This is a genomic window from Nocardia sp. alder85J, assembly GCF_020176955.2.
Classification (GTDB): Bacteria; Actinomycetota; Actinomycetes; order Mycobacteriales; family Mycobacteriaceae; genus Nocardia.
Genome location: NZ_JAIUCZ020000013.1, coordinates 281141 through 303580, shown reverse-complemented (window position 1 = coordinate 303580; position 22440 = coordinate 281141). Strand labels below are relative to the sequence as shown.

The window sequence follows — 22440 nt, the reverse complement described above, 5'->3', positions numbered from 1 at the left end:
GCTGGAGTACTAGCTGAAAATATCTTCAGAATATCGAGCGATCCACAAGATGAGCCGCCGAACTATGGGAAATAGTCATTAGTGCGAGAATTTCTTAAACGTCTGCATTATGTTCGCAGTATTCCCCGCGCATGCGAACAACCGCTTGGTCGTCCCGCAGTCACAAGTTACCCGCAAGGTCGCGTATCGGCCCCAGCGATCGCGTGGGGCTCAGCGGGAGTGGCGATACACGACTATCGACCGCCCCCGGCTTCGCCTGGCCGGGCAAGGGACGAGGCCGGGCACAGCTGCGTTACCCTCAACCGGCCATGGCCGTTGCCGGTGTAGACGATCAACTCGACGATTCCGTACCAGGTGCCCTCGTTACCGAGGACCCACGCGTGCAGCAGGCCCGGGACGGTACAGGTGAGATCGAGCCCGCCGGCCTTGACTCGCATCAGTATCTTGTCCTGGCCGAATCCTCGTGGCGCGTTGGCGGGCAGGAGGGTCGGGAGGTGGACCATCACTGGCCTGGGCGGGTCGATCACTCGTCGCGGCGACGGTTGAAAGGCATCTGGCCAGTCTTCGAACATAGTTTCGATTATATGTTGACGTGACATGTATCTCGTGTTTCGCGGTCAGGCAGCAGCGTTCTCCCAGGCCAGGCGGATAGTGCGGATTTGTTCGGGGGTCGGGTCGCCGGGTAGGTCGGCACAATATTGGGCGGCGATCAGCGTGCGCCGGAGCTTGGTGAGCATGTCGGGATAGCTGGGATGGGTTTTCGTGGTGTACCAGCGGGCCCGTTGTCGGTGCTCGGCGACGACGGCGGGTGAGTGCCCGGAGAGGTGGTACCAGAGGATCACCAGGGTCTGGGTGAGCATCCCGAACGGGACGGTGCGCTCCACTGCCAACCGGGTGCGGTTGCGGGCCTCGCCGGCGCCGGTGACGTTCTTGGCATCGAAGAATGCGGACTCGATCGACCAGCGGGCTGAATACCGGGCGATGAGTTCGGTGGCCGCCGTGGTGGTGTCGGTGGTCAGTAACGCCAGTCCGGGACGGCGGGGTTCGTGCATCACCAGGACTCGGACCGGCTGGGATCTGAACGCGCCGTACCACAGGCAGCGTCGTTCGTGCACGGTCACAGTGGCGCTGCGCCCGTAGCGCGTTACTGTGACCTGCACGCCTGTGGTGGTAGCGGCCAGCTCGGCTGGTGTGCCGATCCTGGCGCCTCGGGTGCGGGGCCGGCCTCTCCGACCTCGCATCGTCGGCGGGTTGTCCAGGTCGGGGTGCACCTCGTAGAGGGCGGCGTTGCGGGGCAGTGGCCCGGTCAACGACACGTTCGCGGGTAGTTGTCGCAGGGTGCTGCACATATACGCGCCGTCGGCGACGACATGGACTTCACGGTCGGGGCGCGCGGCGGCGATCCGGCCGATCAGCTCGCGGGCGAGAATCGTTTTGGGTTGACCGCCGGGACGCCATAACCGGAACAGTACCGGCAGCGCGATCGGGCGGTCCGCGAACGGCAGATCGACCACCACCGCGGCAACTACGAACGTGGTGCCGCGCGAGAGTTTGGCTTGTCCCTTGGCGACTTGGCGGGAGCCGTCGTAGGCCCACACCGCGCCGTGCACCTTCTTGCCACTGCGCCGGAACAGCGTGTCATCGCGATAGCGATCAACAGCGGGGCGCCGGTCGGAGTGAGCCAGCCGACGACCAGCCCCAGTACGGTCAGTCCGACGTGGTCGAGGCTCCAGGCTGCGGTGGCGAAAAACCGGTGCGCGCGAGCGTGATGGCCACCCATCCGGGCGGCTGTGAGCATCCCGCACACCGTCCGCCGGGCCGGGGCAGCGATCACCCCGATCGTCAGGGCAACGAACGTGGTGAACGTCGGGGTGGTGAAACACGGCCGGAACGCATCCAACAAGGGCTGCAACGACTTCGGCACCGCAGGGATCGACACAAACCACCGATCATCACCGCACGCACTCGTCGCTGATTCCTCGACACGCCGACGCAGTCACCGGCCTGCCTCACGCGCGCCGGCTGTCTTTCGACTGCCTGACCCACTCTGGCTGGCTATTGCTGACGATAGTAATCGCTCATAGCCGAATATCGCCTGTTCGGAGGCGGAGCGCGACCCGCTCTCGAAGTCGGTCCACAGACTCTTCTCATGCCACCTTGATGACGACCTTGCCTGAACTGTGACCGTTCTCGACGGTGGCGAGGGCGGCGGGGGCGTCGAAGAACGGATGGATCGCGGTAATCATGGGTGCGAGGATTCCGTCGAGGGCCAGCTGGGCAGACCGCGCCAGGTTTTCGCGGTCGAGGCGTCGCTCGACGAAACGCCCACCGAGATCGGATACGGACGAATCACCTACCGCGATAACGTTGCGGGGATCGCGGGCCAGCGGGGCGATCGTCCGCAGGGAGGTGCCTCCGACCAGGTCGACGATCCCGTCGAAGCCGCCAGGAGCCAGCTCGCGTGCCGCGGCGGCGACGTCCCCGGCGGCGTAATCGATGAACCGCACCCCGAGGGCCTCGGCGTGCTCGCGCTTGGCATTGCTCCCAGTGCCGATCACCCGCACTTCGCGTGCGAGGGCCAGCTGGGCGACTGCGAGGCCGACCCCGCCCCCGACCCCGTTGACCAAGACCACAGCGCCGGCCGGGAGATCGAGCTGGTCGAGTACATCGACCGCGGTCGTCCCGGCCACTGGCAGGGTCGCCGCCACGGTCGCGGACAGACCCTCCGGGATGCGCGCAGCGTTCGCTGCCGACAGCACCGTCGTCTCGGCGTAGGTGCCACCGCCAGTAAGCGCAAGACCGAAGACCGCGTCGCCCACCTCGAGTCCGTCGATGTCCTCGCCGAGGGCGAGAACGGTTCCCGCTGCCTCCATTCCCAGCACGCGGGGAAACTGACGCCCGCCGTCGAGTCCGGAGACCAGACCCGAGCGCAACATGTGGTCGAGGGGATTCACGCCTGCGACGTCGACCCGGATCAGCACCTCGCCGCCGCGAGGGTCGAGATCGGGACGATCGAAGAACTCCTGCACTTCGGGCCCGCCATACCTGCCGAAACCCCACGCCTGCCCCATTTTTCGCTGCCTCCTGTGATCGACCCGGTGGTTCCGGGCCCTGTAGGCATCCTCGCCGCTCACACCGATGTCAGGGGCAACCGACTGAGGCGCAGGTCACACCATCAGATCGACGATTCCGAGGCGGCAGCCAGATCCGCCCGGTGTTGACTATTGCAGTTGATCAGCACGTCAAGCGCGTTTCGAGTCTCGACCAGGTGCGCGATATCGGCATCGATCCGGTCGCGCTCGCGCGTCATCGTCGCGAACGCGAGCTCGACGACGCCTGGGGCGCTGGGGGTCTCCACACACGGCAACACCGTCGCGATCACCCGGCTGGACATACCCGCGTCGAACAGTTGCCGGATCAGCGACACACGCTCGACCTCGGCATCGGAGTAGTGACGCTGCCCGGCGCCGGAGCGTGCGCTGGTCAGCAAACCCTGGTCTTCGTAATACCGCAATGAGCGCGGACTCACGCCCGTGCGCTTGGACAGCTCGCCGATCCGCACCCCTGGGAGCCTACGCCTCGCATGCCCGGAGAGGTGCTGACCCGTCCTGGCGTCGTTGGCCCCGATCTCCATTCGGTTCCAGGCGCTGCCCTGCCGACTTCAGCCGACGCGAGTGCGCCCTCATAGCCGCCGAGTGCGCGATCCCGCATCGAACATCCGTTCGCCAAGAACTGCGAAAGTCGAGACATGTATCGGCAGATCGGCCGACAGAGTCCGGTGTCGTGTCCATGGTTGAGCACCTGCCGGACTGAGGCGAGGAGGCAGGGGGTCTGCGGCGGACCGGGAGGTGCCGGGTCATGGAATGCGAGGCAAGATCGCGGTGTCGTCCTCGTCGATCCACCAGCGCACCGGAGGCGGAGGCAACGGCGGCAACTCGGCCTCGTCGCGGTTCATCGGCACACTATCTCGCAGATCCTGGGCCGGTATCGGGCCCTCTGCCGGGTCGCGGCTGGTGCTGTCGTGTGCGCGGACGCGTGTCCCGATCCGGTAGCTGATCACCGCTGTGGCGAAGACCGAGCCCGGCCACAGGATCCAGGCGAGCTGGCTGGTCACGGCGCTCCTTGATATCGAGGTTGGGGGGCAATGGCTGCCGGGCAGTCACTGTGGTGGTCACGGCCACAGTCGCGCGCACGGCAGCGGTGGCATGTCGGCGCTGACGTTGTCGTCGACGGTCACGGTCAGCCCGGTGTCGGCGAAGGTGGCCGCCAGTTCGGCAGCGACCTGCTGGGCTTGTTCGGCGCAGGCTTGGTAGTCCAGTGTCAGTGCGCCGGACTCGATATGGAGATGGCGGATACGCCGGGGCGCACGGGTGGGCCGCATGGCCGATCACTTCCCCTGCGATACACGCCGACCGGTACCGCTCCCGGCAGCCTGGCCACCGTGACTGGACGGTGCATTCATCGGGGGTCACCGCGGATGTCTGGTCGAGGGCACGAGTCGGCCGGCGGTGGCGAGGGCCTCCAGCGCGGCGGCTTTGCGGGGGCAGCGCTGCGCGCGGCAGGCGATGTGGAATTGCGCCACCCGGTGGGCGGAGGCGACCGTGAACGGTGTCGACGGTGCCCGGTGGTGTTCCTGCGCGATCATGGCGACCGTCTGGTGCATGGCCAGGGTGTGCATATCGGACCTCGTTCCGATCAGCGGCTTCGACAGGCGCACTCGGCATCGAAAGCGGCACGCGACCGGCGGTGCAGCGCTGCCGGTGCCATCGCCGCCGGGCCGGATGTACCGGCCCGGTGCCGGGTGCGGACCCGACCGTAGATCGGGGTCCGCGACGTCCCCCGGTGCGTATACGCGATCCCTGTGAAATATTCGGCAATCCGTATATCGTGTCGTCACGGACCGAATCCGTTGACCAGCAACTCATCTCGACATCGCGGCGATCCCGCGCACGCGTTCACCGACTGTGGGGGCAGACATGAGGATGACGACCGGGGAGGTCATCCGCCGGATCCGTCAGGCATCAGGCATGACCCAAGCGGAGCTGGGAGCCCTCCTCGGCTACACCCAGCCCGCCATCTCCCAACTCGAGCACAACAGCGCCGCCGTCCACGACGTGCGGGTCCTGCGGCGCATCGCCGAGGCACTGCACGTCCCGCTTGCCATACTGGTGGTGGACTCGGACGAGGAGGCGGACGTGAAACGACGCCAGTTCTTCAAAGCAACAGCACTCGGGGCCGCCACCGCCCCAGCAGCGCTCACACCACCACCGGCCAGAGAACGCACCGCCACCAGCGTCACGGTCGGCGCAAACGATATCGCCGACATCGAAGCCACCATCCGCGAGATCCGTGATCTCGACTGGGTCGTCGGCGGCGACGGACTGTGCCGGACCGCCGCCAGCCACGTCCGCTACATCGAGCACCTGCTCGACACCGCCCACTACACCGACACCATCGGCCGCGAACTGACCAGCGCCGCAGCGGAAATGATGACCGCCACCGGATGGATCCACTTCGACGCCGGTCGCCGCGACGAAGCACGCCAGTACTACGCCCGCGCAGTGATAGCGGCCAACACCTCCGGCGACACTCTCGCCGTCGCCCACGCACTGCTCAACGCCAGCACTCTCGCCACCACCGGCGCGATCTCCTACGGCACCGGCTCCCGCCCCAAAGAAGGAATCCAGCTCGCCGAAGCCGCCCAGCCCACCGCACTACGACACGGCGGCCCGCACCTGCGGGCACTGGCCGCCCTCCGGGAAGCAGTCGCCCACGGAGCCACCGGCGACAAGACCGCAGTCGACACAGCGATCGGCCGGGCACACCGCGCCTACGAATCCACGCGCGGGCACGACCCGGACTGGGTGTACCTGCCCGAACACGAACTCGACGCCCTGACCGGCATAGCGCACATGGCCACCGGAAACCACCAGCAAGCCCACCGGCACCTGCACACCGCACTCCAGCACGGCGACAGCGGACCATTCCAAGCCCACACCACCGTCAGACTGGCCCAAAACCACATCCACGCCGGTGACATCGCCGAAGGCAGCGCACTACTCACCACCCACTTCGACACCATCACCGCCATCGCATCCACACGACTACACACCATCGTCACAGGCATCGCCCACGACATTCGCCCACACTCACGAATACCGGAAGTACGGGAACTACTCGGGACCATCGCGGAAGCCTGAGACCGTGTGGTTCTTCTCTACTCCAGTGCGACGGTGGACCGTGTCGAGGACGTCGTGTCGGCGCGGGGGTTCACATTTGATGCGCCACGCCACCCACGCGCGGCAGGACCACGACGCCAACCAAATGGCGGCACCGGTCGCGACAATCCAGCAACGCGAGCTACTCGCCCGACACAGGGAAACCCCGAACCCACAAGAGTGAGTTCGGGGTCCAGGCACTCCCGGTCGAGCGTCCCAGTCGACCACCTACAGCTGGAAATCCGCTTCGATCACCAACCGACCACGCGAAAACCGCAGGTCACCCCCGTTCCCATGTTCGACACGCCCCGCCGGGGGCGCAAATACGGGATGACCTGCAACGATGCAGGTCATTTCTCCCGGGGGTCGATCCGCACAACGCTCGAACACCGAGGAACTGCACCGGTGGAATCCGGACATGGGGGCACAGTCTGGACGATATCGTGGAGCTGTCGGACGACTTCGAGACCGAACTCCGGCGGGCCGACAAGTCGCGGAGCACAATCGACACGTACAGCCGTGACGTCGGCTGTTTCGCCGCCTTCCTGAAGAGCCAGGATCCCCCCGATCACATCTGTCGCGGATGCCCTGACCCGCGAAAATGTCGGTGCCTACATCTCGGACACCCTCAACCGGATCAACCGGCGCATCGGTCGGCCGGTCACGCCCGAGCAAGCACCGCCGGTACCGGCGCCTGCAACAGTTCTGCAAGTACCTGGAGGACGCGGACATCCTCGCGGCCAACCCCTTCCATCGACTATCACCACCGCATGTTCCGGAGAAGCCGATCCCGGTGCCCCCGCTCGACGCAATCCGAAAATTGCTGACCGAATGCGAGGGCACCGACTCCCACCTCCGGCCGGTGACCCAGCGCGGTACCTTCCGAGGCCAGGTGGCTTCCTGCGCCTGGTGCGATCGGCCGCCGCGGCTTCCCAATCACTCGCGGGCGTCGGGCAGCGACGATTCCAGGACGGCCCGGATCGGCTGCGGCGGACGGCCGAGCAGTTCGCCCAGGGTGGGGTCGGTGGCGGCGAAGTCACCGCGGCGTGCCGCCTCGAACAGGCCGAGCATCAGGCGGGCCGCCGGTTCGGGCATGCCGGAGCCGGTCATCCGGCGCACCCAGTCCTCGTCGTCGATGACGACGCGCCGGATCGGGGTGGCGGTGATTTCGGACAGCAACTCTGCGGTGTCGGCGAAGGTGACGGCCTCGGCGGCGGTGAGCGGAGGTGTCGGCCCGTCGAAGATCGGGCCCCGATTATCGGCGATCCCGGCAACCAGCAGTACCGCCGTCGCGGCGGCGAGATCGTCGCGGGCGGTCCAGGAGACGGGGCCGTCCGCGGGCAGTGCGAGCTCACCGGTCTCGGCCGCGCCGTGGATGAGGTGTCCGACGGTGTGGGCGTAGAAACCGTTGCGCAGGGAGGTCCAGGGCACGCCGATCGCGGCGAGGCCGCGCTCGGTGGCTCCGTGATCCCGCGCGGGGGCGAAGGCGGAATCCAGGACGGCGTTCTGATGCGCGGTGTAGAAGACCCGCTCGGCGCCGACCTCGGCGGCGGCCCGGGCGGCGGCGACGTGCTGGGCGATCGGACCCTCGCCCAGAGCGTCGACGGAGATCACGAGGACACGCTCGGCGTCCTCGAAGGCATGGCGCAGCGAGCCGGGGTCGGCGAAGTCGCCACGCCGGACGCGCACACCGCGTTCGGCGAGGTCATCGGCCTGCCGCGGAGAGCGCACGCTGACCGCGAGCCGATCGGCGGGGATCCTGCCGAGAAGTTCTCGCACGACGGCGCTGCCGAGGGCGCCCGTCGCGCCGGTGACGACGATCATGAAAAGATCCTTTCCCGTTATCACTGGAATCAGATTCAGGTTATCAGCGATAAATCGACGCTAGCAAATATTCGTTATCATCGCTACATGTCAGTCGATCGAGACGTGGTGAGAGGCCGCATCGTCGCGGCCGCATCGGAGTTGCTCGCCACCGGCGGCCCGGACGCCGTGACCACGCGGGCGGTGGCGACGGCGGCCGGCGTGCAGGCTCCGACGATCTACCGCCTCTTCGGCGACAAGGACGGGCTGCTCGAATCCGTCGCCGACACCGTGTTCGCCGAGTACGTCGACGCCAAACAGGTCGGCCACGAGACCGATCCGATCCGCGAGTTGCAGGATTCGTTCCTCGCACACATCCGCTTCGGCACCCGCAACCCCGGTCTCACCGCGTTCTTCGCCGACCCGTTGCGGCCGCGTTCGGCGACCGAGGAGAAGGGCATCGCGGTGCTGCGGCAACGGGTGCACCGCGTGGCACTGGCCGGGCGGCTGCGCATCCCCGAGGAACGGGCCGTCGCCCTGATCCGCGCGATCGGCAACGGCACCGTGCTCGCGCTCATCGAAAGCCCGGAGCCGGAGCGTGATTCGCCGCTCGTCGAGAACTCCTGGGAAGCGCTCGCCGCCATCCTGCTGACCGATGCCGCCGATCGGGCGGATCAGCAGACCCGAGCGGCCGCACTCCGATTGCGCGCCGACGACACCGCCCTGGCCGCGCTCAGTCCGGCCGAGCGGATGCTCATGCGCGAATGGCTCGACCGCATCGCCGGTGCGTGACCCGCGTGCGGATACCGCTATGCCGCAATGCTACTCGGGTGGCGGCCGCAGCCCGTCGATGACCACCGCCGTCATCCGTGCCGCGGAGGTCGCCGCGCTGCCCCGCGCCGGCTCGGGCGGCGTCTCACGGATGGAGGACATGATCGCATTGACCGCCCGCAGCACTTCCCGCGCGTCGATATCGTTGCGTAGCAGGCCCTCTCGCTGCGCTCGGCCGAACAGCCGATCCCAGGTGTGCAACATCCGGGAGCAACTCGAATCGGGATCGGATCGCCGGGAGACCAGCGCGTGGCGGACCGCCTCCGGAAGCGCGGGGAACGCCGCGAGATAACCGCTGAACGCCGTGAGCCACTGTCCGATCGCGCCGAACGACGGCGGCTCGCCGAGCAGGCGTTCCGCCTCGGCGCGCAACACTTCGTACCGGTCCTGGGCGACCGCCTCGAACAGGCTGTCGCGGTCGGGAAAGTTGCGGTAGAAGGTCCCGACGCCGACACCGGCCCGCTGCGCGATCTCGGCGGGCCGCAGCAGGCTGCCCTCGGCGAGCGCGGCGGTCGCCGCGGCGAGCAACTGCTCGCGGTTCCGCTTGGCATCTGTCCGGGCGCTCTCCATCCGTCCAGTGTTGCAGAAACGGAATGACATTCCGTATCATCGGCAAAACGGAATGCTATTCCACTTTGATACGGAGGCAGGGTCGATGACATCTCCCCAGGTCGTCTCGGAAGCCAGGACCACACTCGGCCGGTTCGGCGTCTGGCTGGCGCCCGGCCCGATACTGCGCGCGACGCCGCTCGCACAGGAACAACGTGCCGTCGCCCAGATCGAGGAGCTCGGTTACGGGTCGGTGTGGATCGGGGAGGGCGTCGGCGGATCGCGCGAGATCTTCGCCCACATGGCGGCTCTGCTGGCGGCGACGGAGTCGATCGTGATCGGTTCCGGCGTCGCGGTCATCGGCGCCCGCGAAGCGGCGGTCATGCATGCCGGGGCCGCCACGCTGGCCGAGGCGTATCCCGGCCGCGTCGTACTCGGCGTCGGCGCGGGTGCGGTCGCCGCGATCCAGCGGAGCACCGCGATGGCCGGAGGGTCCGGTGGCGCACAGCCCACGAATCGGATCGGCCCTCTAGGCACCGCGGGTGGCCCCGATTCCACGGTGTCCCTGGTCGATCGGACCAGGGACTATCTGCACGCGATGAGCGCGGCCGCGCAGACCGATCCCGGCTGGGCGCCCGGATATGTCCGGGTGCTGGCGGCACTCGGCCCGAAGATGCTGGCGGCGGCGCGCGAGGTCGCCGACGGCGCGCACCCGTTCTCGGTGCCGGTCGAGCACACGAAGCAGGCGCGCGAGATCCTCGGCCCCGGCAAGTTGCTGATACCGGAACAGGCCGTCGTCCTCGACGATTCCCGCGACGCCGCCGCTGCCACCGCGCGCGCCTATCTCGGACGCGGACAGGTCGCGGGATCGCCGTACGCGGCCAATCTGCGCCAGCTCGGCTTCACCGATCGCGACTTCGCCGACGGCGGTAGCGATCGGCTGCTCGACGCCCGATTCGCCTTGGGCGACGAACGATCCGTGGCCGAGCGGCTGCATGCGCACCTGCGCGCCGGGGCCGACAGCGTGCTGGCCCATGTGGTCGGGCACGGCCTGGACCACACCGTCGAGGTACTGCGCCGACTGGCGCCACTGCTGTTCGCGCGCGGTTGACCCGGTCGCGAAGTACCGTGTGCCACCGTCAAATCCGCGCGCGGCGATCGTCAAGTTTTCGTTTAGTGAATCCCCGCGAATAAAACGTTGTTCGATCGCATTCGAACTCGCATCCTCGAGCAGTCGGGACATCGACCTGTTCGAAGGAGTCGTCATGACCGAGGATCTCGCCGCGGACCCCACCCAGCACCCCGCCTACCTGGAGTTCGCCCGGCTGGTCGAGCAGACCATCGCGCCGCACGCCGTGCGGGTCGACGCCACCGAGGTGCCGCAGTCGCACCTCGACGCCCTGCGTGACGTGGGCTATTTCTCCTGGGCGGTGCCCACCGAACACGGCGGCGCCTTCCTGCCCGCGGCGGTGCGCAATGCCGCCGACGATCTGCTGTTCGGCGCCGATCCGTCGACGGCGCTGGCGCTGACCCAGCACACCGGCCCGATCGGGCAGATCCTCGGCTCCGGCAGCGCCGCCGCGCGCGACCTGCTGCCCGAACTCGCCGCCGGAAAACGCATCGGCGGTGCGGGATTCGCGCAGATCCGGTCGTGGCCGCACCAGTCGAGTACCCGCGCGACCAAGGTGCCCGGCGGCTATCGTTTCGAGGGCACCGTGCGCTGGCTGTCCGGCTGGGGGCTGGTCGACACCGCGTGGCTCGGCGGGGTCGACGAACAGCACGCCACCTATGTGTTCGGGATCGCGGACCTGACCCGCCCCGGTATCACCGCGATCCCGCTGGATCTGGCCGCGGTGGCGGGTTCACGGACCGTATCCCTGTCCCTGCGTGAGTATTTCGTGCCGGACGAGTACATCACCGAGGTCACCGATGTGACCGAGTGGAATGCGCTGGACGGCTTCGTACATCCCAACGACCGCCGCCGGCCCGCAACCGCACCGGCGAAACCCGCTCTGCCGCAGCCCGGGCCGATCGGACTCGGCCGGGCCGCGCTCGCCGGCGCTCGCGCCGCTCACCCGGAAGATCCGTCGCTGCAACGCTTGTCCGCCGAACTCGAACACGCCGCCCGCACTCCGCTGCCCGAACCACGTTGGCGGGCCCGGCTGGACGGTCTGGCCGTCCGGGCCACCGCCGCCGGGCTGGTCGCCGCCGGCGGGGCCGGTCTGCTCGGCGACAACATCGCGCAGGTGCGGGCCCGCGCGGCCCTGTTCCTCCAGGTACGCGGCCTGGCGCCACGGGTGCGCACCGCCCGGTTCGCCGAACTCGCGGGCTGAGGCACGGACGATGGCCGAGCGCACCCTGCATCTGAACGTCAATGTCATCGGCGCGGGCATGCACCCCGCCGCCTGGCGATTGCCCGGCGGCAATCCGCGCGCCTTCTTCGACCCCGCGCACTACGCACGGGTGGCGGCCGTCGCCGAGGCCGGGCTGTTCGACAGCGCCTTCCTGGCCGACAACTCGTACCTACATCCGCAGGGGTATCCGAACTCCGCGCTGGATCCGATCGTGACGCTGGCGGCGATGGCCGCGGCGACTTCGCGGATCGGCCTCATCGGCTCGTACTCGACCACGTTCCATCAGCCGTACGCGATCGCGCGGGCCTTCGCCTCGCTGGACCATTTCTCCGGCGGGCGTATCGGCTGGAACATCGTCACCAGCCGCAACAAGCCGGAGGGTCACAACTACGGTTTCACCGAATTGCCGGACCGCGCAACACGATACGCGCGCGCGGTGGAGACCGTGGAAGTGGTCACCGCGCTCTGGGACAGCTGGCGGCCCGGGGCGCTGGTCCTCGACACCGCCGCCGGGCTCGCCGTGGACCGCGATCTCGTCACGCCGATCGACCATGTCGGCGAGCATCATTCGGTCGCCGGGCCGTTCCAGGTGCCCCCGTCACCGCAGGGCCGTCCGCTGCTCACCCAGGCCGGCGCGTCCGAGGGCGGCGCGGACCTCGCGGCCCGCTTCGCCGACGCCGTTTTCACCTCGGCACTGTTCCTCGAACCCGGCCTGGAATACGCCGGGAGACTACGGAAAGCCGTGGTACAGCACGGTCGTTCACCGGACAGCATCGCCGTCATGCCCGGAATCAACCCGGTGATCGGCTCGACCGAAGCAGAGGCCCGCCGCCGGATCGCGGAGCACGACGAGATCGCCGGACCTCCCGGTGATCCGGTCACCGCTGTCGCCGCCTGGACCGGGGTGGATCCTGCCGCCCTCACGGCGGACCGGCCCGTCCCGCTCGAACTGCTGGTCCCGACCGGGAACACCTACAGTTCGGTGGGTTTCGACACGTCGCTGCGGCTGTACCTGGAACGGAACGCCCACCGCACCGTGCGGGAGCTGGCCCGCGACGGACGACCGGGGCACCGCAGCGTGATCGGCAGCGCCGAACAGGTCGCCGACGACCTGGAACACTGGTTCCGGGTGGGCGCCGCCGACGGATTCGTCATCCAGTTCGACACGCTGCCCGGTGGATTGGAGCTGTTCGTCGAACACGTTGTGCCACTGCTCCAGAAGAAGGGGATCTTCCGGCGGGAGTACAGCGAGACCACACTGCGCGACCGGTTCGGTGTGCCGTACCCCGGGAGGTGACAGCACTCGCGGTCGTGCGCACACCGCCACGGCGCGGGACGAATCGGCCCTCCCACGAGGGTGATCCGGAGTTGATCGGCCAGAACCGATCGCAATCCGGCGATCGACCTCAGACGCGGAAATCCGGCGTGACACTCCGGTCGCAGCGACCGAATCTGTTGTCTGCGTGCATCATTCGGTGGGGCGTGCGGGATTCGATCGCGCCCGGCAGTCGTCCGGATCGGCTCGGACGGCGCCGGTCACACTCGGGAGCCAGTGCGCCACACGGTGAGCCGCGGTCCGGACGGCGGCGTGGGCTTCGGGAGTGATACCCGCATTCATCTGGAACGCGTGGTGCATGCCCTCCCCGGCCCGTCACGAACGACCCACTCCCCGGTCGCGGCCGCCTCACGGACGAAGCGTTCGAATGGGGACGGCGCCCGCCCCAGCACCTCCTGCACACCGGTGTGCAGCACGGAATAGGCCCCACCGGCCTGTCCGAGCTGGTTGACGGTCATGAAATCGACTTGTATGTCCGGCAGTTCGCGGGCCCGCGCGTCCGCCAGCCAGTCCGCCAGATCGATCCGCCGATAGGTCACCGGCCGGTCGAGGGTGCGGGCGATGAGGCCGACCGCCTCCCGGAAACTCAGCGCGCGCGGACCCGACAGTTCGTAGGTGGCCCCACCGTGGCCCGCACCGGTGAACACTCGCACCGCGACCTCGGCGATATCGGCGACGTCGATGAAGTCGACCGGAACATCCGGTACGGCTTCCACCCGTTCCACCGCGCCGGTGCGAATACCCGCCCGCCACCCTTCGGTGAGGAAATTCTGTTGGAAGACACCCGGACTGAGGACCGTCCACTCGACGCCGCTGGCCCGCACCGGTTCCTCCAGCGCTCGCATATAGGGGCTCGACGGGCAGGCCCGCGCACTGCGCCCGGCCAGCAGCACGATGCGCCGAACTCCTTGCGCCACCGCGTATTCGACGAAATCGCCGACCGCTGCGGCACCGAAGCCCGCATTCGTCATCGGGGTCGCCAGATACATCGCATCGACTCCCGTGACGGCGGCGGCCCAGGTATCCGGCTCGTCCCAGTCGAAACGCACCGCACCGGACCGCGAGGCCGCCCGCACCTCGATCCCCCGCTGCCGTAGCCCGGCCACCACCCGGCTGCCGGTGTTCCCGGTAGCGCCGGTGACCAGCACTCGCTGCCACACCACCATGGCGTCCTCCTCTGCTCCCGGACGCCGATGCTCCACCTCGAAAAATGGACCCGCAAGTACGGTTTCGGCGGCCGATCTAGACTGAACCGATGCCGCCGCGCAGTACGGCCAAGGGCCGCACCACCCGCGCCCGCATCCTCGCGGGCGCGACCCGTGCCGTACTCGAAACAGGCGCCGCCACCACCACTCTCGACGACATCCGGGAACGATCGCAGGTCAGCAAGAGTCAGCTGTTCCACTATTTCCCCGGCGGCAAGGACGAACTGCTGACCGAGGTGGCCGCCACCGAGGCCGACCGCATCCTGACCATCCTGCGCGAGCGCGTCGACCCACTGGTCACCTGGCATGCCTGGGATCGCTGGCGCGAACAACTGCTGGGCGAATTCGATCGCACCGGCGCCGACTGCCCGATGCAGACCCTGCTGCACCACCTCGCCACCGCCACCCCCGGCGCAGCCGCCGTGGTCCGGCAGCTGATGCTGCACTGGCACACCATCATTCGCACCGGCATCACGCAGATGCAGGCCACCGGCGACATCAGCGCCACGATCGACCCCGACACCGCCGCCTCCGCCGTTCTCGCCGCGGTACACGGCGGCGCGATCCTGACCACCGTGACCGGCTCACCGGACCACCTCGCCGCCGCCTTCGATTCGGCAGTGGACCGGCTCCGGCCGAAACTGCTGCCGAACAGCGCAGTCCGGTCGTGACCGGCTCGCTCGTGGCCGATGCGCCGCTTCACCGGCACCGCCTGCTTGCCTCGGCGCGCCATCGAAGGCCGTTCGGACACAACGGGAAACGCGCCGAGACACCGGTCAGGGCACCAGCACGATCCGGCCGAACACCGCACCGGCGTCCATCTTCCGGTGCGCGAGCACCGCTTTCTCGAGCGGGAGCACCTCGTGCACCACGGACCGGAGTTCGCCGCGACCGGCGGTGGCGAACAGGTCGGCGATCAGTGCGCGGCGGTCGGGTGCGGGGACGGTGTCGGTACTGAAGGTCGCGAACGACATCGACTTCTGGAAGGCGCCGATCAGTTCCATCCCGAATTCCGCGGGCGGCGGGCCCGCGACGATGCCGACGACCACCATGCGGCCGTTCGGCGCGAGCGTGCCGAAGAACGACGGCAGGTCCGGCCCGGCGACGATATCGAAGACGATGTCGAAATCCGCCGGGGTGTCCGCGCCCCGGCCCGCGCGGTCGAGCACCCGGGTCGCGCCCAGTGCGCGCAGGCGATCGCCGCGCTCGGCGGACGAGGTCGTGACCGTCACCGCACCGGCCCCGGCGCGGGCCGCGAGTTGCACCGCCATGACCCCGATCCCGCCCGCCGCGCCCCGGATCAGCACCGACTCACCGGGCGCGAACCGCGCGTGCCGGAGGCCGAAATGGGCGACGGCGCCGGAACTTCCGTAGGTCACCGCGTCGGCGGCCGACAGCGTCGGGGGCAGGGCGACGAGGGTGTCGGCCGGGGCGACCGCCCGTTCGACGTACCCGCCGCTCAACCCGGTGAACGCCCATACCCGCTGCCCGATCCAGCTGGGGTCCACCCCGGCGCCGACCGCCGCCACGGTGCCCGCGACCTCGCCACCGAGGATATGGCCGTCACGGAAACCGTAGGCCGCGAGCGAACCGCGCCGGATCACGGTGTCGACCCCGCCGACACCGATCGCCTCGACGTCGACCAGCACCTGTCCCGGGGCCGGATCGGGGTCGGGGAGGTCGATGACCTCCAGCCCCTCGGGATCGCCGAACGTCCGTACCGCCACTGCCTTCATCACGCCTCCACCTCGATCGGGACCCCCTGAGGCCGACCGTAACGGACGCCCCCGTCCGTTTCGCTAAAGTGAGACAGGTGGACGAGCATCTCCCTCGGTTGCCGCGCTCCGACGCCCGCGACAACCGTGAACGCATTCTCACCGCGGCGCGCGACGTGTTCGCCACCGACGGCCTGGCCGTGCCGATGCGGGTCGTCGCCCGCCGGGCCGAGGTCGGCCCGGCCACGCTGTATCGCCATTTCCCGACCAAGGAACAGCTGATCACCGAGGCCTTCACCGGTCAGATGCGGGTGTGTGCGGACATCGTCGCGGCGGGTCTCGCGGACCCGGATCCCTGGCGTGGCTTCCGGGTGGCGATCGAACACCTCTGTGAGATGCATGTCCGCGACCGCGGCTTCACCGCCGCCTTCATGTCGGCCTTCCCGGACTCGGTGGATTTCGTCGCCGCCCGCGCCGACTCGATGAGCGCGATGGCGGACCTGCTCCGCCGCGCCAAGGAGACGGGCCGGATGCGCGCCGACGTCGTCTTCGACGACATCGTCCTGATCCTCATGGCCAACAGCGGGATTCGGGCCGCGACCGAGGCGGCGGCGGTCGCGGCGTCCCGGCGTTTCGCCACGCTCGCGATCCAGGGTCTGCGGGCGCTGCCGGCGGACGCGGCCTGATCGCGCCCGTCATGCGGCGTCGTGCCCGTCCTGGGTGTCCAGGAACCGCCGGATGCGCGGGTTGTCACTGGCGAACAACGCCTCCGGCGCATCGTCACCGACCACGACACCGTTGTCCAGGAACAGGATTCGCGACGCCACCCGGCGGGCGAAGGACATCTCGTGGGTGACGACCAACATGGTCTGGCCACCGGCGGCCAGATCGCGCAACACCTGGAGCACCTCGCCGACGAGTTCGGGATCCAGCGCCGAGGTGGGTTCGTCGCACAGCAGCAGATCCGGCCGCATCGCCAGCGCGCGGGCGATGGCCACCCGCTGCTGCTGACCGCCGGACAGCTGCGCGGGATACGCGTCGGCGTGGGCTTCCAGGCCGACCCGGCGCAGCAGCGCGCGGCCCAGGTCCGCGGCCGCGTCCCGGCGCAGTCCGGCGACCTTGCGGGGCGCGTGGGTCACATTGCCGAGGGCGGTCAGATGCCCGAAGAGGTGGAACTGCTGGAACACCATGCCGATTCGGCGGCGCTGGCGGCCGATGCCGCGCTGTGTCCTCCGAATCAGCTTGCCGCGCCGCCATTCCGCGCCGAGCAACTCGTCGTCGAGCCGGATCGCACCGCGATCGATGGTCTCGAGCTGGGCGATCAGGCGCAGCAGCGTCGACTTCCCGGAACCGGAAGGCCCGATGACGACGACGATTTCGCCGCGCCGGATCTCCAGATCGATGTCGCGCAACACAGTGGTGTCGCCGAAGGTCTTGCCGACCCGTTCGAGCCGGAGCAGCGGTGGTGCGATGTCGCCGGTCACCGGACACCTCGCGGCCGGGTGTCGCCCCGCCCGTAACGCCGCTCGATGCGGGCCTGGACGAGATAGAGCAGGCTGGTCAGGAACAGGTACCACAGCGCCGCGACCACCAGCAGCGGGACGACCCGGCCATTGGTCGAATAGATGGACTGCGCGGAATAGAACAGGTCGAACACCGACATCACCGAGACCAGCGAGGTCGCTTTCAGCATCGAGATCAGCTGGCTGCCCGCCGGGGGAATGATGAATCGCATCGCCTGCGGCAGCACCACCTGCCGGGTGATCTGGCCCGGGGTCAGGCCGAGGGTCAGCCCGGCATCGGATTGTCCGCGCGGCACGCTGAGAAATCCGGCGCGCACGATCTCGCACATATACGCGGCCTCGTGCAGCACGAGCCCCAGCAACGCCGCCACCAAGGGTTTCACCAGGTCGTTCGTCGACGCCGACAGCAGGTGCAGGCCGGTGAACGGTACTCGAATATCGAGGCGCGGCAGGAAGATCGCGAAGTTGTACCAGAAGATCAACTGGATCAGCAGCGGTGTGCCGCGGAAGAACCAGACGTAGATGTCCGCCGGCAGCCGGATCAGTGGATCGGCGGAATTGCGGGCCAGCGCGAGCAGGACACCGCCGGCCGATCCCAGCGCCATTCCGGCCGCGGTCAGCCACAGCGTCGTCACGACGCCGTCGAGAATCGTCGAGAACGTCAGGTAATGAAAGACCGTGTGCCACTCGATGTTCGGATTCCGCGCGATCGCGGACACCAGCAGTGCGCACACCAGGAAGAACAGCACCCCGGCCACCCGCCGTGCCGCGCGATGCCGCGGCACGGCGTCGGCGAGGTCGATATCGGAGGCGGGCCGCCGCGGGTGGGCCGCGGCGACCGCGATGTCGTGCGGCGTCATTTGTTCCGGGTGGAGAGATTGATGCCGAACTGATCGATGCGATTCGCCTGCAACCCGTACTGCTTCAGCAGCGCATCGTAGACACCGTCGGTGCGCAGGGCCTCGAACGCGCCGAGCAGCACATTCAGTACCGGCTTGCCCTTCAGCGCGTAAGCGCCGAAATACAGGTCGGGGAATCCGTTGGACTGATTGGTGCCGGCCAGTTCGAAGCCGGAATCCTGGGACACGTAGTAACCCAGCGGAACCTGTTGCGAGAAGGCGGCATCGGCGCGCCCGGAGCGGACGGCGAGGACGGCGGTGTTCTGGTCCGGGAAGGTCTTGATATCGATGGGCCGCCTCCCTTGCTGGACGCATTCCGTGGTCTTCTTCTTCAGGACCTGCTCGGAGGGCCCGCCTTGCAGCGTGGCGATCGAGGTGCCGCAGGTGGCGTCCAGTCCGGTGATATGTTTCGGATTGCCCTTCTTCACCATGAAGGCCACGTATTCCTTCAACCAGTCCGCGAAATCGAAACTCTCCTCGGTGGTCGGCAGATCGGCCAGTGACGACAGGCTGGCATCGTCGCGGCCGCTCCCGAGCGCGGTCGCGATATCGGCGATGGACGGCTCGATGTTCAGGTCGACGTCGACGCCGAGCACCTTCTTCAGGGCGTCGGCCACCTGCACGTAGATGCCCTGCGGGGTCTTCCCGTCCTCCTTGTAGTACTCGTAGGGCGGGAATTGGAAGGCGGCGAGCCGGAGCCTGCCCGCGCTCTTGATCTCCGCCGGGAGGGCGTCGTGCAGGTCCTGCCGGAATTTCGCGTCCGGAATCTGCGCGGCGGCAGCGGAACTCGTGGAACTGCTGCTCGTCGAGGTCGACGAACCGCATCCCGCCAAGAGGGCCGCCGACCCGGCGACCGCCACGATCACCGCGAGGGCAGTGGCTCTGATATTCACTAGGATCTCCTGATCGGTGTATTCGATACGACGCGGCTCTCCCAGGCGTCCGGCATGTCGAGCATGTCCTGGACGAAATCCGGGAGACGGCGGTCGAGAATGTCCTGGAGCGACACCGACTCCAGCACCCGGCGCAGGGCCGCGCGCGCGGCCACCCACACCAGTTGCAGGTTTTCGGCGCGATCGACATAGTCGAGGTCCTGCGGGCATTCGCCACGGACCGTGACCAGCGGGCCGTTCAGGGCCCGCAGCACGTCGGCAAGCGGAATCTCGTTCGCGGGCCGGCACAGCCGGTGACCGCCGCCGGTCCCGCGCTGGCTGGTGACGAACCGGCTCTGCCGGAGTTCGGACATGATGGCTTCCAGGAATTTGTGCGGTATCTGCTGGCTACCGGCCAGCTGTTCGGAGCTCACCAGCTCGTCGGGGTGGGCGGCCAGATGCAGCAACGCCCGCAGGGCGTAGTCGGACTTCGCGGAGATTCGCATGCGACGAACACTTTCCGTAGTTCTCGGCGAGACGATCCGGCACGACGGTCACCCGGCGCGCTGTGCGACAACGGTTTCCGGCACTTCGATACCCAGGTGGGAGCGCAGCGTCGTCCCGGCGTAATCCGGTTTGAAGACACCGCGCTCCTGCAACACCGGCACGACCTCGTCGACGAAGGCTTCGATACCACCGGGCGCGATCGGCAGCATCAGGTTGAAGCCGTCGGCCGCGCCGGAGCGGAACCAAGTTTCCAGCACCTCGGCGACCTCACTGCCGGTCCCGACGAGGATCGACATGCCCAGCGGCGCCAGCCCGCTCACCCGGCGGGCGAGATCGGCGAAGGTCGTCGTGCCGGTCGACACGATCTCCCGGATCTGCACCAGCCCGGTCACCGATCCGTCGAAATCGGCCGGTTCCGGCAGTATTTCGAGCGGCACCCGGTCGCCGAGTTCGTAGCCGGTGACGTCGATGCCCAGCATGCCGCCGAGCAGCCGCAGCGCCTGCGGGCCGATCCTGGTCAGCCCCTCGATCTCGCGGACCAGGTCGGCCGCCTGCGCGGAGGTCTTCGCGACATAGGGCACGATGCCCGGCAGGATGTGCACCGACTCCGCGGTGCGCCCCCGGGACACCGCGCTCGCCTTGATCTTTCGCACGGTGCCCAGGGTCTCCGCGAGGGACATGGACCGCGCGTACACCGCGTCCGCGTAGGCGCCGGCCAGTTCGATCCCCTCCGGCGAGGCGCCGGCCTGGACGACGACCGGCCGGCCCTGCGGCGACGGCGGCACCGACAGCGGCCCGGCGACCTGGAAGAACCTGCCGTGGTGCGAGATCGGGGTGATCCGCGACGGATCGGCGAGGACGCCGCGTTCGCGGTCGATCAGCAGTGCGTCCGGTCGCCAACTGCCCCAGAGCTTTCCCAGCACATCGATGAATTCGGCGGCCCGGGAATATCTTTCGCCGTGTTCCAGGTGCCGGTCCCGGCCGTGGTTACGGGCCACCGCATCACCGGCGGAGGTCACCAGGTTCACCCCGGCGCGGCCGCCGCTGAGCAGGTCCAGCGAGGCGATCTGCCGGGCGATGGTGTACGGGTCGGCGTAGCTGGTCGAGACGGTGGGAATCACGCCGATCCGGGAGGTCGCCGCGGCGATCGCGGACAGCAGCGTGATCGGCTCGAAGGGCGTGTTCGCGAGCACGTCGTTGGGATCGGGCCGCAGCGCTGGGGTGTCGGCGATGAAGATCGAATCGAATTTGCCGCGCTCCGCGACCCGCGCGAGATGTAGGTAGTAGTCGAGATCCAGGGCGCGTTCGGTGCGGCTGTCCGGATGCCGCCACGCGTAGTTGGCATGACCGACGCCGCTGATGTTGAAATGCAGCGACATCGCCGGGCGCGCGGTCATCGGCGGACCCCCGGGCCGTGGAGCAGCCCGCCACCGCCGGGCGCGAACAGCAGATCGGCGATCCGGTCGGCGACCACATCGTCGTTCGGCGGATTGAACAGGGCGACCCGCAGGTCCCGGTAGTACCGGGACAGCGGCGAATCGTTCCACACCGAGGCGCCGCCCACCAGCCGCGCGGCACTGTCCACCGCCGCCGTGGCGTGCCGGTGCACCAGCAGTTTGGTGGCGGGCCCGAGTCCGGGCCACGCCGATCCGTCCGGCGACACCCGGTCCAGCGCGGCGTCCAGCAGCGTCTCGGCCTGGAGCAGCGCGAGTTCCACGTCACCGGCGTGCGACCGGATCCGCGCCTGGTCGCTGCGCGGACCCGAATGTCCGTCGTCTCGCTCGCCGGTGGCGAATTCCAAAGCGAATTTCCTTGCGGCCGTACCGATCCCGAGGTGGATGGAGGCCAGCAGCAGCGACCACCAATTGTGGAAGGCCTCGACCCGGGCGGGGCTGGTGTTCGGATCGTAGGCGTCGATCTCCGCGTCCGCGGCCACCGCGACGTCCTCGAACACGACGTCGTGCGAGGCCGATCCGCGCAGCCCGATGGTGTCCCAGGTCTCCTCCACCCGGACGCCCGGGCCGGCGGTCTCGACGAGAAAGGTTCGCACCGCGGCGGATTCGGCATCGGCCGCGGTCACCAGCAGCACGTCGACGGCGACCGACCCGGTGACGTAACGCTTGCGGCCGGTCAGCGTCCAGCCGCCGGGCCGCCGCGTGGCCACCGTGCGCACCGCGCCGCCGCGACTCGGCGCGCCGCTGCGCCCCTCGCTCGCCGCGAAGTTGAGCAGGCTGTCGCGCTCGGCGAGATCACGGGCCGTGCGCCGCACCCGATCCGTGGCGGACCCGGACAGCAGCCGGGTGGTGTGGATGTAGTGCATGGTCAGCACCAGCGCCACCGACGCGTCGTATTCGGCCAGGGCCCGGATCACCGCGGAGGCCTCGCCGATACCCGCTCCGCCGCCGCCGTGGGCGACCGGCACGATCAGCCGCGGCAATCCGGCTGACCTGATGTCCGCGAACGATTCCGGATGCACCCCGTCCACCGCGGCGACGCGGGCGGCGAGCGCGGGCCCGATCTCCGCGACGGCGGCCAGCGCCCGGTCGACCTCACCGGTGCTACCGCCGGGTGGCGAGGCGACCCCGGAAAGCCCCTTCGAACTCATAGATTTCATCCTTCGATCCATCC

Annotated in this window: 25 protein-coding genes; 7 read left to right on the top strand and 18 right to left on the bottom strand. The window is 68.7% G+C overall.

Annotated elements, in window-relative coordinates:
* Positions 1-233: 233 nt before the first annotated feature.
* The 8 genes from LBW94_RS38240 to LBW94_RS38210 all read right to left on the bottom strand — a co-directional run bounded on the left by LBW94_RS38240 (position 234) and on the right by LBW94_RS38210 (position 4678).
* Positions 234-572, bottom strand: a complete 339-nt coding sequence (locus tag LBW94_RS38240) for a hypothetical protein (protein WP_225062852.1) — start codon at positions 570-572, stop codon at positions 234-236.
* Between the two features lie 45 nt (positions 573-617).
* On the bottom strand, positions 618-1634 hold the full coding sequence (locus tag LBW94_RS38235; protein ID WP_255635385.1) for a transposase: 1017 nt from the start codon (positions 1632-1634) through the stop codon (positions 618-620).
* Entirely contained in the window at positions 1526-1924 is a 399-nt protein-coding gene (locus tag LBW94_RS44600) for a transposase (protein ID WP_416277035.1), read from the bottom strand. The genes LBW94_RS38235 and LBW94_RS44600 overlap by 109 nt, the downstream gene beginning before the upstream one ends.
* Positions 1925-2147: 223 nt before the next feature.
* A complete protein-coding gene (locus LBW94_RS38230) occupies positions 2148-3071 on the bottom strand; it encodes an NADP-dependent oxidoreductase (RefSeq protein WP_225062738.1) in 924 nt (307 codons plus the stop codon).
* 104 nt (positions 3072-3175) lie between these two features.
* A complete protein-coding gene (locus tag LBW94_RS38225) occupies positions 3176-3562 on the bottom strand; it encodes a MerR family transcriptional regulator (protein WP_225062737.1) in 387 nt (128 codons plus the stop codon).
* Positions 3563-3856: 294 nt separating this feature from the next.
* On the bottom strand, positions 3857-4114 hold the full coding sequence (locus tag LBW94_RS38220; RefSeq protein ID WP_225062756.1) for a hypothetical protein: 258 nt from the start codon (positions 4112-4114) through the stop codon (positions 3857-3859).
* A 57-nt stretch (positions 4115-4171) separates the two neighbouring features.
* Positions 4172-4381 (bottom strand): hypothetical protein, encoded by a 210-nt coding sequence (locus tag LBW94_RS38215; RefSeq protein WP_225062757.1) that lies wholly within the window; start codon positions 4379-4381, stop codon positions 4172-4174.
* Positions 4382-4468: 87 nt separating this feature from the next.
* Positions 4469-4678, bottom strand: a complete 210-nt coding sequence (locus LBW94_RS38210) for a hypothetical protein (RefSeq protein WP_225062758.1) — start codon at positions 4676-4678, stop codon at positions 4469-4471.
* 298 nt (positions 4679-4976) lie between these two features.
* On the opposite strand from LBW94_RS38210, the gene LBW94_RS38205 reads away from it, so the two are divergent.
* Positions 4977-6200 carry a helix-turn-helix transcriptional regulator gene (locus LBW94_RS38205; RefSeq protein ID WP_323138024.1) on the top strand — a complete coding sequence of 408 codons (1224 nt, stop codon included), beginning with the start codon at positions 4977-4979 and terminating at the stop codon, positions 6198-6200.
* Positions 6201-7154: 954 nt separating this feature from the next.
* On the opposite strand, the gene LBW94_RS38200 is transcribed toward LBW94_RS38205, so the two are convergent.
* Entirely contained in the window at positions 7155-8042 is an 888-nt protein-coding gene (locus LBW94_RS38200) for an NAD(P)H-binding protein (protein ID WP_225058445.1), read from the bottom strand.
* An 87-nt stretch (positions 8043-8129) separates the two neighbouring features.
* Between LBW94_RS38200 and LBW94_RS38195 the strand changes: the two genes are divergently transcribed.
* Positions 8130-8813, top strand: coding sequence for a TetR/AcrR family transcriptional regulator (locus LBW94_RS38195; RefSeq protein WP_225058446.1), 684 nt, complete (start codon positions 8130-8132; stop codon positions 8811-8813).
* Between the two features lie 30 nt (positions 8814-8843).
* Here LBW94_RS38195 and LBW94_RS38190 read toward each other — a convergent pair whose 3' ends face one another.
* Positions 8844-9422 carry a TetR/AcrR family transcriptional regulator gene (locus tag LBW94_RS38190; protein ID WP_225058447.1) on the bottom strand — a complete coding sequence of 193 codons (579 nt, stop codon included), beginning with the start codon at positions 9420-9422 and terminating at the stop codon, positions 8844-8846.
* An 85-nt stretch (positions 9423-9507) separates the two neighbouring features.
* Here LBW94_RS38190 and LBW94_RS38185 point away from each other — a divergent pair, with 85 nt between their 5' ends.
* The 3 genes from LBW94_RS38185 (at position 9508) to LBW94_RS38175 (ending at position 13052) form a co-directional block, all read left to right on the top strand.
* On the top strand, positions 9508-10512 hold the full coding sequence (locus LBW94_RS38185) for an LLM class flavin-dependent oxidoreductase (protein ID WP_225058448.1): 1005 nt from the start codon (positions 9508-9510) through the stop codon (positions 10510-10512).
* 154 nt (positions 10513-10666) lie between these two features.
* Positions 10667-11734 carry an acyl-CoA dehydrogenase family protein gene (locus LBW94_RS38180; RefSeq protein WP_225058449.1) on the top strand — a complete coding sequence of 356 codons (1068 nt, stop codon included), beginning with the start codon at positions 10667-10669 and terminating at the stop codon, positions 11732-11734.
* Positions 11735-11744: 10 nt separating this feature from the next.
* Positions 11745-13052, top strand: a complete 1308-nt coding sequence (locus LBW94_RS38175; protein WP_225058450.1) for an NtaA/DmoA family FMN-dependent monooxygenase — start codon at positions 11745-11747, stop codon at positions 13050-13052.
* 317 nt (positions 13053-13369) lie between these two features.
* On the opposite strand, the gene LBW94_RS38170 is transcribed toward LBW94_RS38175, so the two are convergent.
* Positions 13370-14257, bottom strand: coding sequence for an NmrA family NAD(P)-binding protein (locus tag LBW94_RS38170; protein ID WP_255634418.1), 888 nt, complete (start codon positions 14255-14257; stop codon positions 13370-13372).
* A gap of 89 nt (positions 14258-14346) precedes the next feature.
* On the opposite strand from LBW94_RS38170, the gene LBW94_RS38165 reads away from it, so the two are divergent.
* Entirely contained in the window at positions 14347-14967 is a 621-nt protein-coding gene (locus tag LBW94_RS38165; protein WP_225058452.1) for a TetR/AcrR family transcriptional regulator, read from the top strand.
* Between the two features lie 105 nt (positions 14968-15072).
* On the opposite strand, the gene LBW94_RS38160 is transcribed toward LBW94_RS38165, so the two are convergent.
* A complete protein-coding gene (locus LBW94_RS38160; protein WP_225058603.1) occupies positions 15073-16032 on the bottom strand; it encodes a zinc-dependent alcohol dehydrogenase family protein in 960 nt (319 codons plus the stop codon).
* A 77-nt stretch (positions 16033-16109) separates the two neighbouring features.
* Here LBW94_RS38160 and LBW94_RS38155 point away from each other — a divergent pair, with 77 nt between their 5' ends.
* Complete coding sequence (locus LBW94_RS38155) at positions 16110-16697, top strand: TetR/AcrR family transcriptional regulator (protein ID WP_225058453.1); 588 nt, start codon at positions 16110-16112, stop codon at positions 16695-16697.
* A 9-nt stretch (positions 16698-16706) separates the two neighbouring features.
* Here LBW94_RS38155 and LBW94_RS38150 read toward each other — a convergent pair whose 3' ends face one another.
* Genes LBW94_RS38150 through LBW94_RS38125 form a run of 6 tightly spaced genes read right to left on the bottom strand, consistent with a single transcriptional unit; the run spans position 16707 to position 22417 of the window.
* Positions 16707-17495 (bottom strand): amino acid ABC transporter ATP-binding protein, encoded by a 789-nt coding sequence (locus tag LBW94_RS38150; RefSeq protein WP_323138033.1) that lies wholly within the window; start codon positions 17493-17495, stop codon positions 16707-16709.
* Positions 17492-18394: an amino acid ABC transporter permease gene (locus LBW94_RS38145; RefSeq protein ID WP_225058454.1), complete on the bottom strand. Its 903-nt coding sequence runs from the start codon at positions 18392-18394 to the stop codon at positions 17492-17494. Before LBW94_RS38145 ends, LBW94_RS38150 begins: the two co-directional genes overlap by 4 nt.
* Positions 18391-19326 carry a transporter substrate-binding domain-containing protein gene (locus tag LBW94_RS38140; protein ID WP_225058455.1) on the bottom strand — a complete coding sequence of 312 codons (936 nt, stop codon included), beginning with the start codon at positions 19324-19326 and terminating at the stop codon, positions 18391-18393. The genes LBW94_RS38145 and LBW94_RS38140 overlap by 4 nt, the downstream gene beginning before the upstream one ends.
* A complete protein-coding gene (locus LBW94_RS38135; RefSeq protein ID WP_225058456.1) occupies positions 19326-19811 on the bottom strand; it encodes an RrF2 family transcriptional regulator in 486 nt (161 codons plus the stop codon). Before LBW94_RS38135 ends, LBW94_RS38140 begins: the two co-directional genes overlap by 1 nt.
* 48 nt (positions 19812-19859) lie before the next feature.
* Positions 19860-21209 (bottom strand): NtaA/DmoA family FMN-dependent monooxygenase, encoded by a 1350-nt coding sequence (locus LBW94_RS38130; protein ID WP_225058457.1) that lies wholly within the window; start codon positions 21207-21209, stop codon positions 19860-19862.
* Positions 21206-22417 (bottom strand): acyl-CoA dehydrogenase family protein, encoded by a 1212-nt coding sequence (locus LBW94_RS38125; RefSeq protein WP_225058458.1) that lies wholly within the window; start codon positions 22415-22417, stop codon positions 21206-21208. Before LBW94_RS38125 ends, LBW94_RS38130 begins: the two co-directional genes overlap by 4 nt.
* Positions 22418-22440 lie beyond the last annotated feature (23 nt).

Excerpts from the sequence above, each read along its gene's own strand:
- LBW94_RS38145 (WP_225058454.1), bottom strand. The coding sequence starts at position 18,394 with ATGACGCCGCACGACATCGCGGTCGCCGCGGCCCACCCGCGGCGGCCC.
- LBW94_RS38190 (WP_225058447.1), bottom strand. The coding sequence starts at position 9,422 with ATGGAGAGCGCCCGGACAGATGCCAAGCGGAACCGCGAGCAGTTGCTC.
- LBW94_RS38130 (WP_225058457.1), bottom strand. The coding sequence starts at position 21,209 with ATGACCGCGCGCCCGGCGATGTCGCTGCATTTCAACATCAGCGGCGTC.
- LBW94_RS38180 (WP_225058449.1), top strand. The coding sequence starts at position 10,667 with ATGACCGAGGATCTCGCCGCGGACCCCACCCAGCACCCCGCCTACCTG.
- LBW94_RS38175 (WP_225058450.1), top strand. The coding sequence starts at position 11,745 with ATGGCCGAGCGCACCCTGCATCTGAACGTCAATGTCATCGGCGCGGGC.
- LBW94_RS38240 (WP_225062852.1), bottom strand. The coding sequence starts at position 572 with ATGTTCGAAGACTGGCCAGATGCCTTTCAACCGTCGCCGCGACGAGTG.
- LBW94_RS38200 (WP_225058445.1), bottom strand. The coding sequence starts at position 8,042 with ATGATCGTCGTCACCGGCGCGACGGGCGCCCTCGGCAGCGCCGTCGTG.
- LBW94_RS38160 (WP_225058603.1), bottom strand. The coding sequence starts at position 16,032 with ATGAAGGCAGTGGCGGTACGGACGTTCGGCGATCCCGAGGGGCTGGAG.
- LBW94_RS38135 (WP_225058456.1), bottom strand. The coding sequence starts at position 19,811 with ATGCGAATCTCCGCGAAGTCCGACTACGCCCTGCGGGCGTTGCTGCAT.
- LBW94_RS38185 (WP_225058448.1), top strand. The coding sequence starts at position 9,508 with ATGACATCTCCCCAGGTCGTCTCGGAAGCCAGGACCACACTCGGCCGG.
- LBW94_RS38170 (WP_255634418.1), bottom strand. The coding sequence starts at position 14,257 with ATGGTGGTGTGGCAGCGAGTGCTGGTCACCGGCGCTACCGGGAACACC.
- LBW94_RS38165 (WP_225058452.1), top strand. The coding sequence starts at position 14,347 with ATGCCGCCGCGCAGTACGGCCAAGGGCCGCACCACCCGCGCCCGCATC.
- LBW94_RS38125 (WP_225058458.1), bottom strand. The coding sequence starts at position 22,417 with ATGAGTTCGAAGGGGCTTTCCGGGGTCGCCTCGCCACCCGGCGGTAGC.
- LBW94_RS38210 (WP_225062758.1), bottom strand. The coding sequence starts at position 4,678 with ATGCACACCCTGGCCATGCACCAGACGGTCGCCATGATCGCGCAGGAA.
- LBW94_RS38205 (WP_323138024.1), top strand. The coding sequence starts at position 4,977 with ATGAGGATGACGACCGGGGAGGTCATCCGCCGGATCCGTCAGGCATCA.
- LBW94_RS38215 (WP_225062757.1), bottom strand. The coding sequence starts at position 4,381 with ATGCGGCCCACCCGTGCGCCCCGGCGTATCCGCCATCTCCATATCGAG.
- LBW94_RS38230 (WP_225062738.1), bottom strand. The coding sequence starts at position 3,071 with ATGGGGCAGGCGTGGGGTTTCGGCAGGTATGGCGGGCCCGAAGTGCAG.
- LBW94_RS38195 (WP_225058446.1), top strand. The coding sequence starts at position 8,130 with ATGTCAGTCGATCGAGACGTGGTGAGAGGCCGCATCGTCGCGGCCGCA.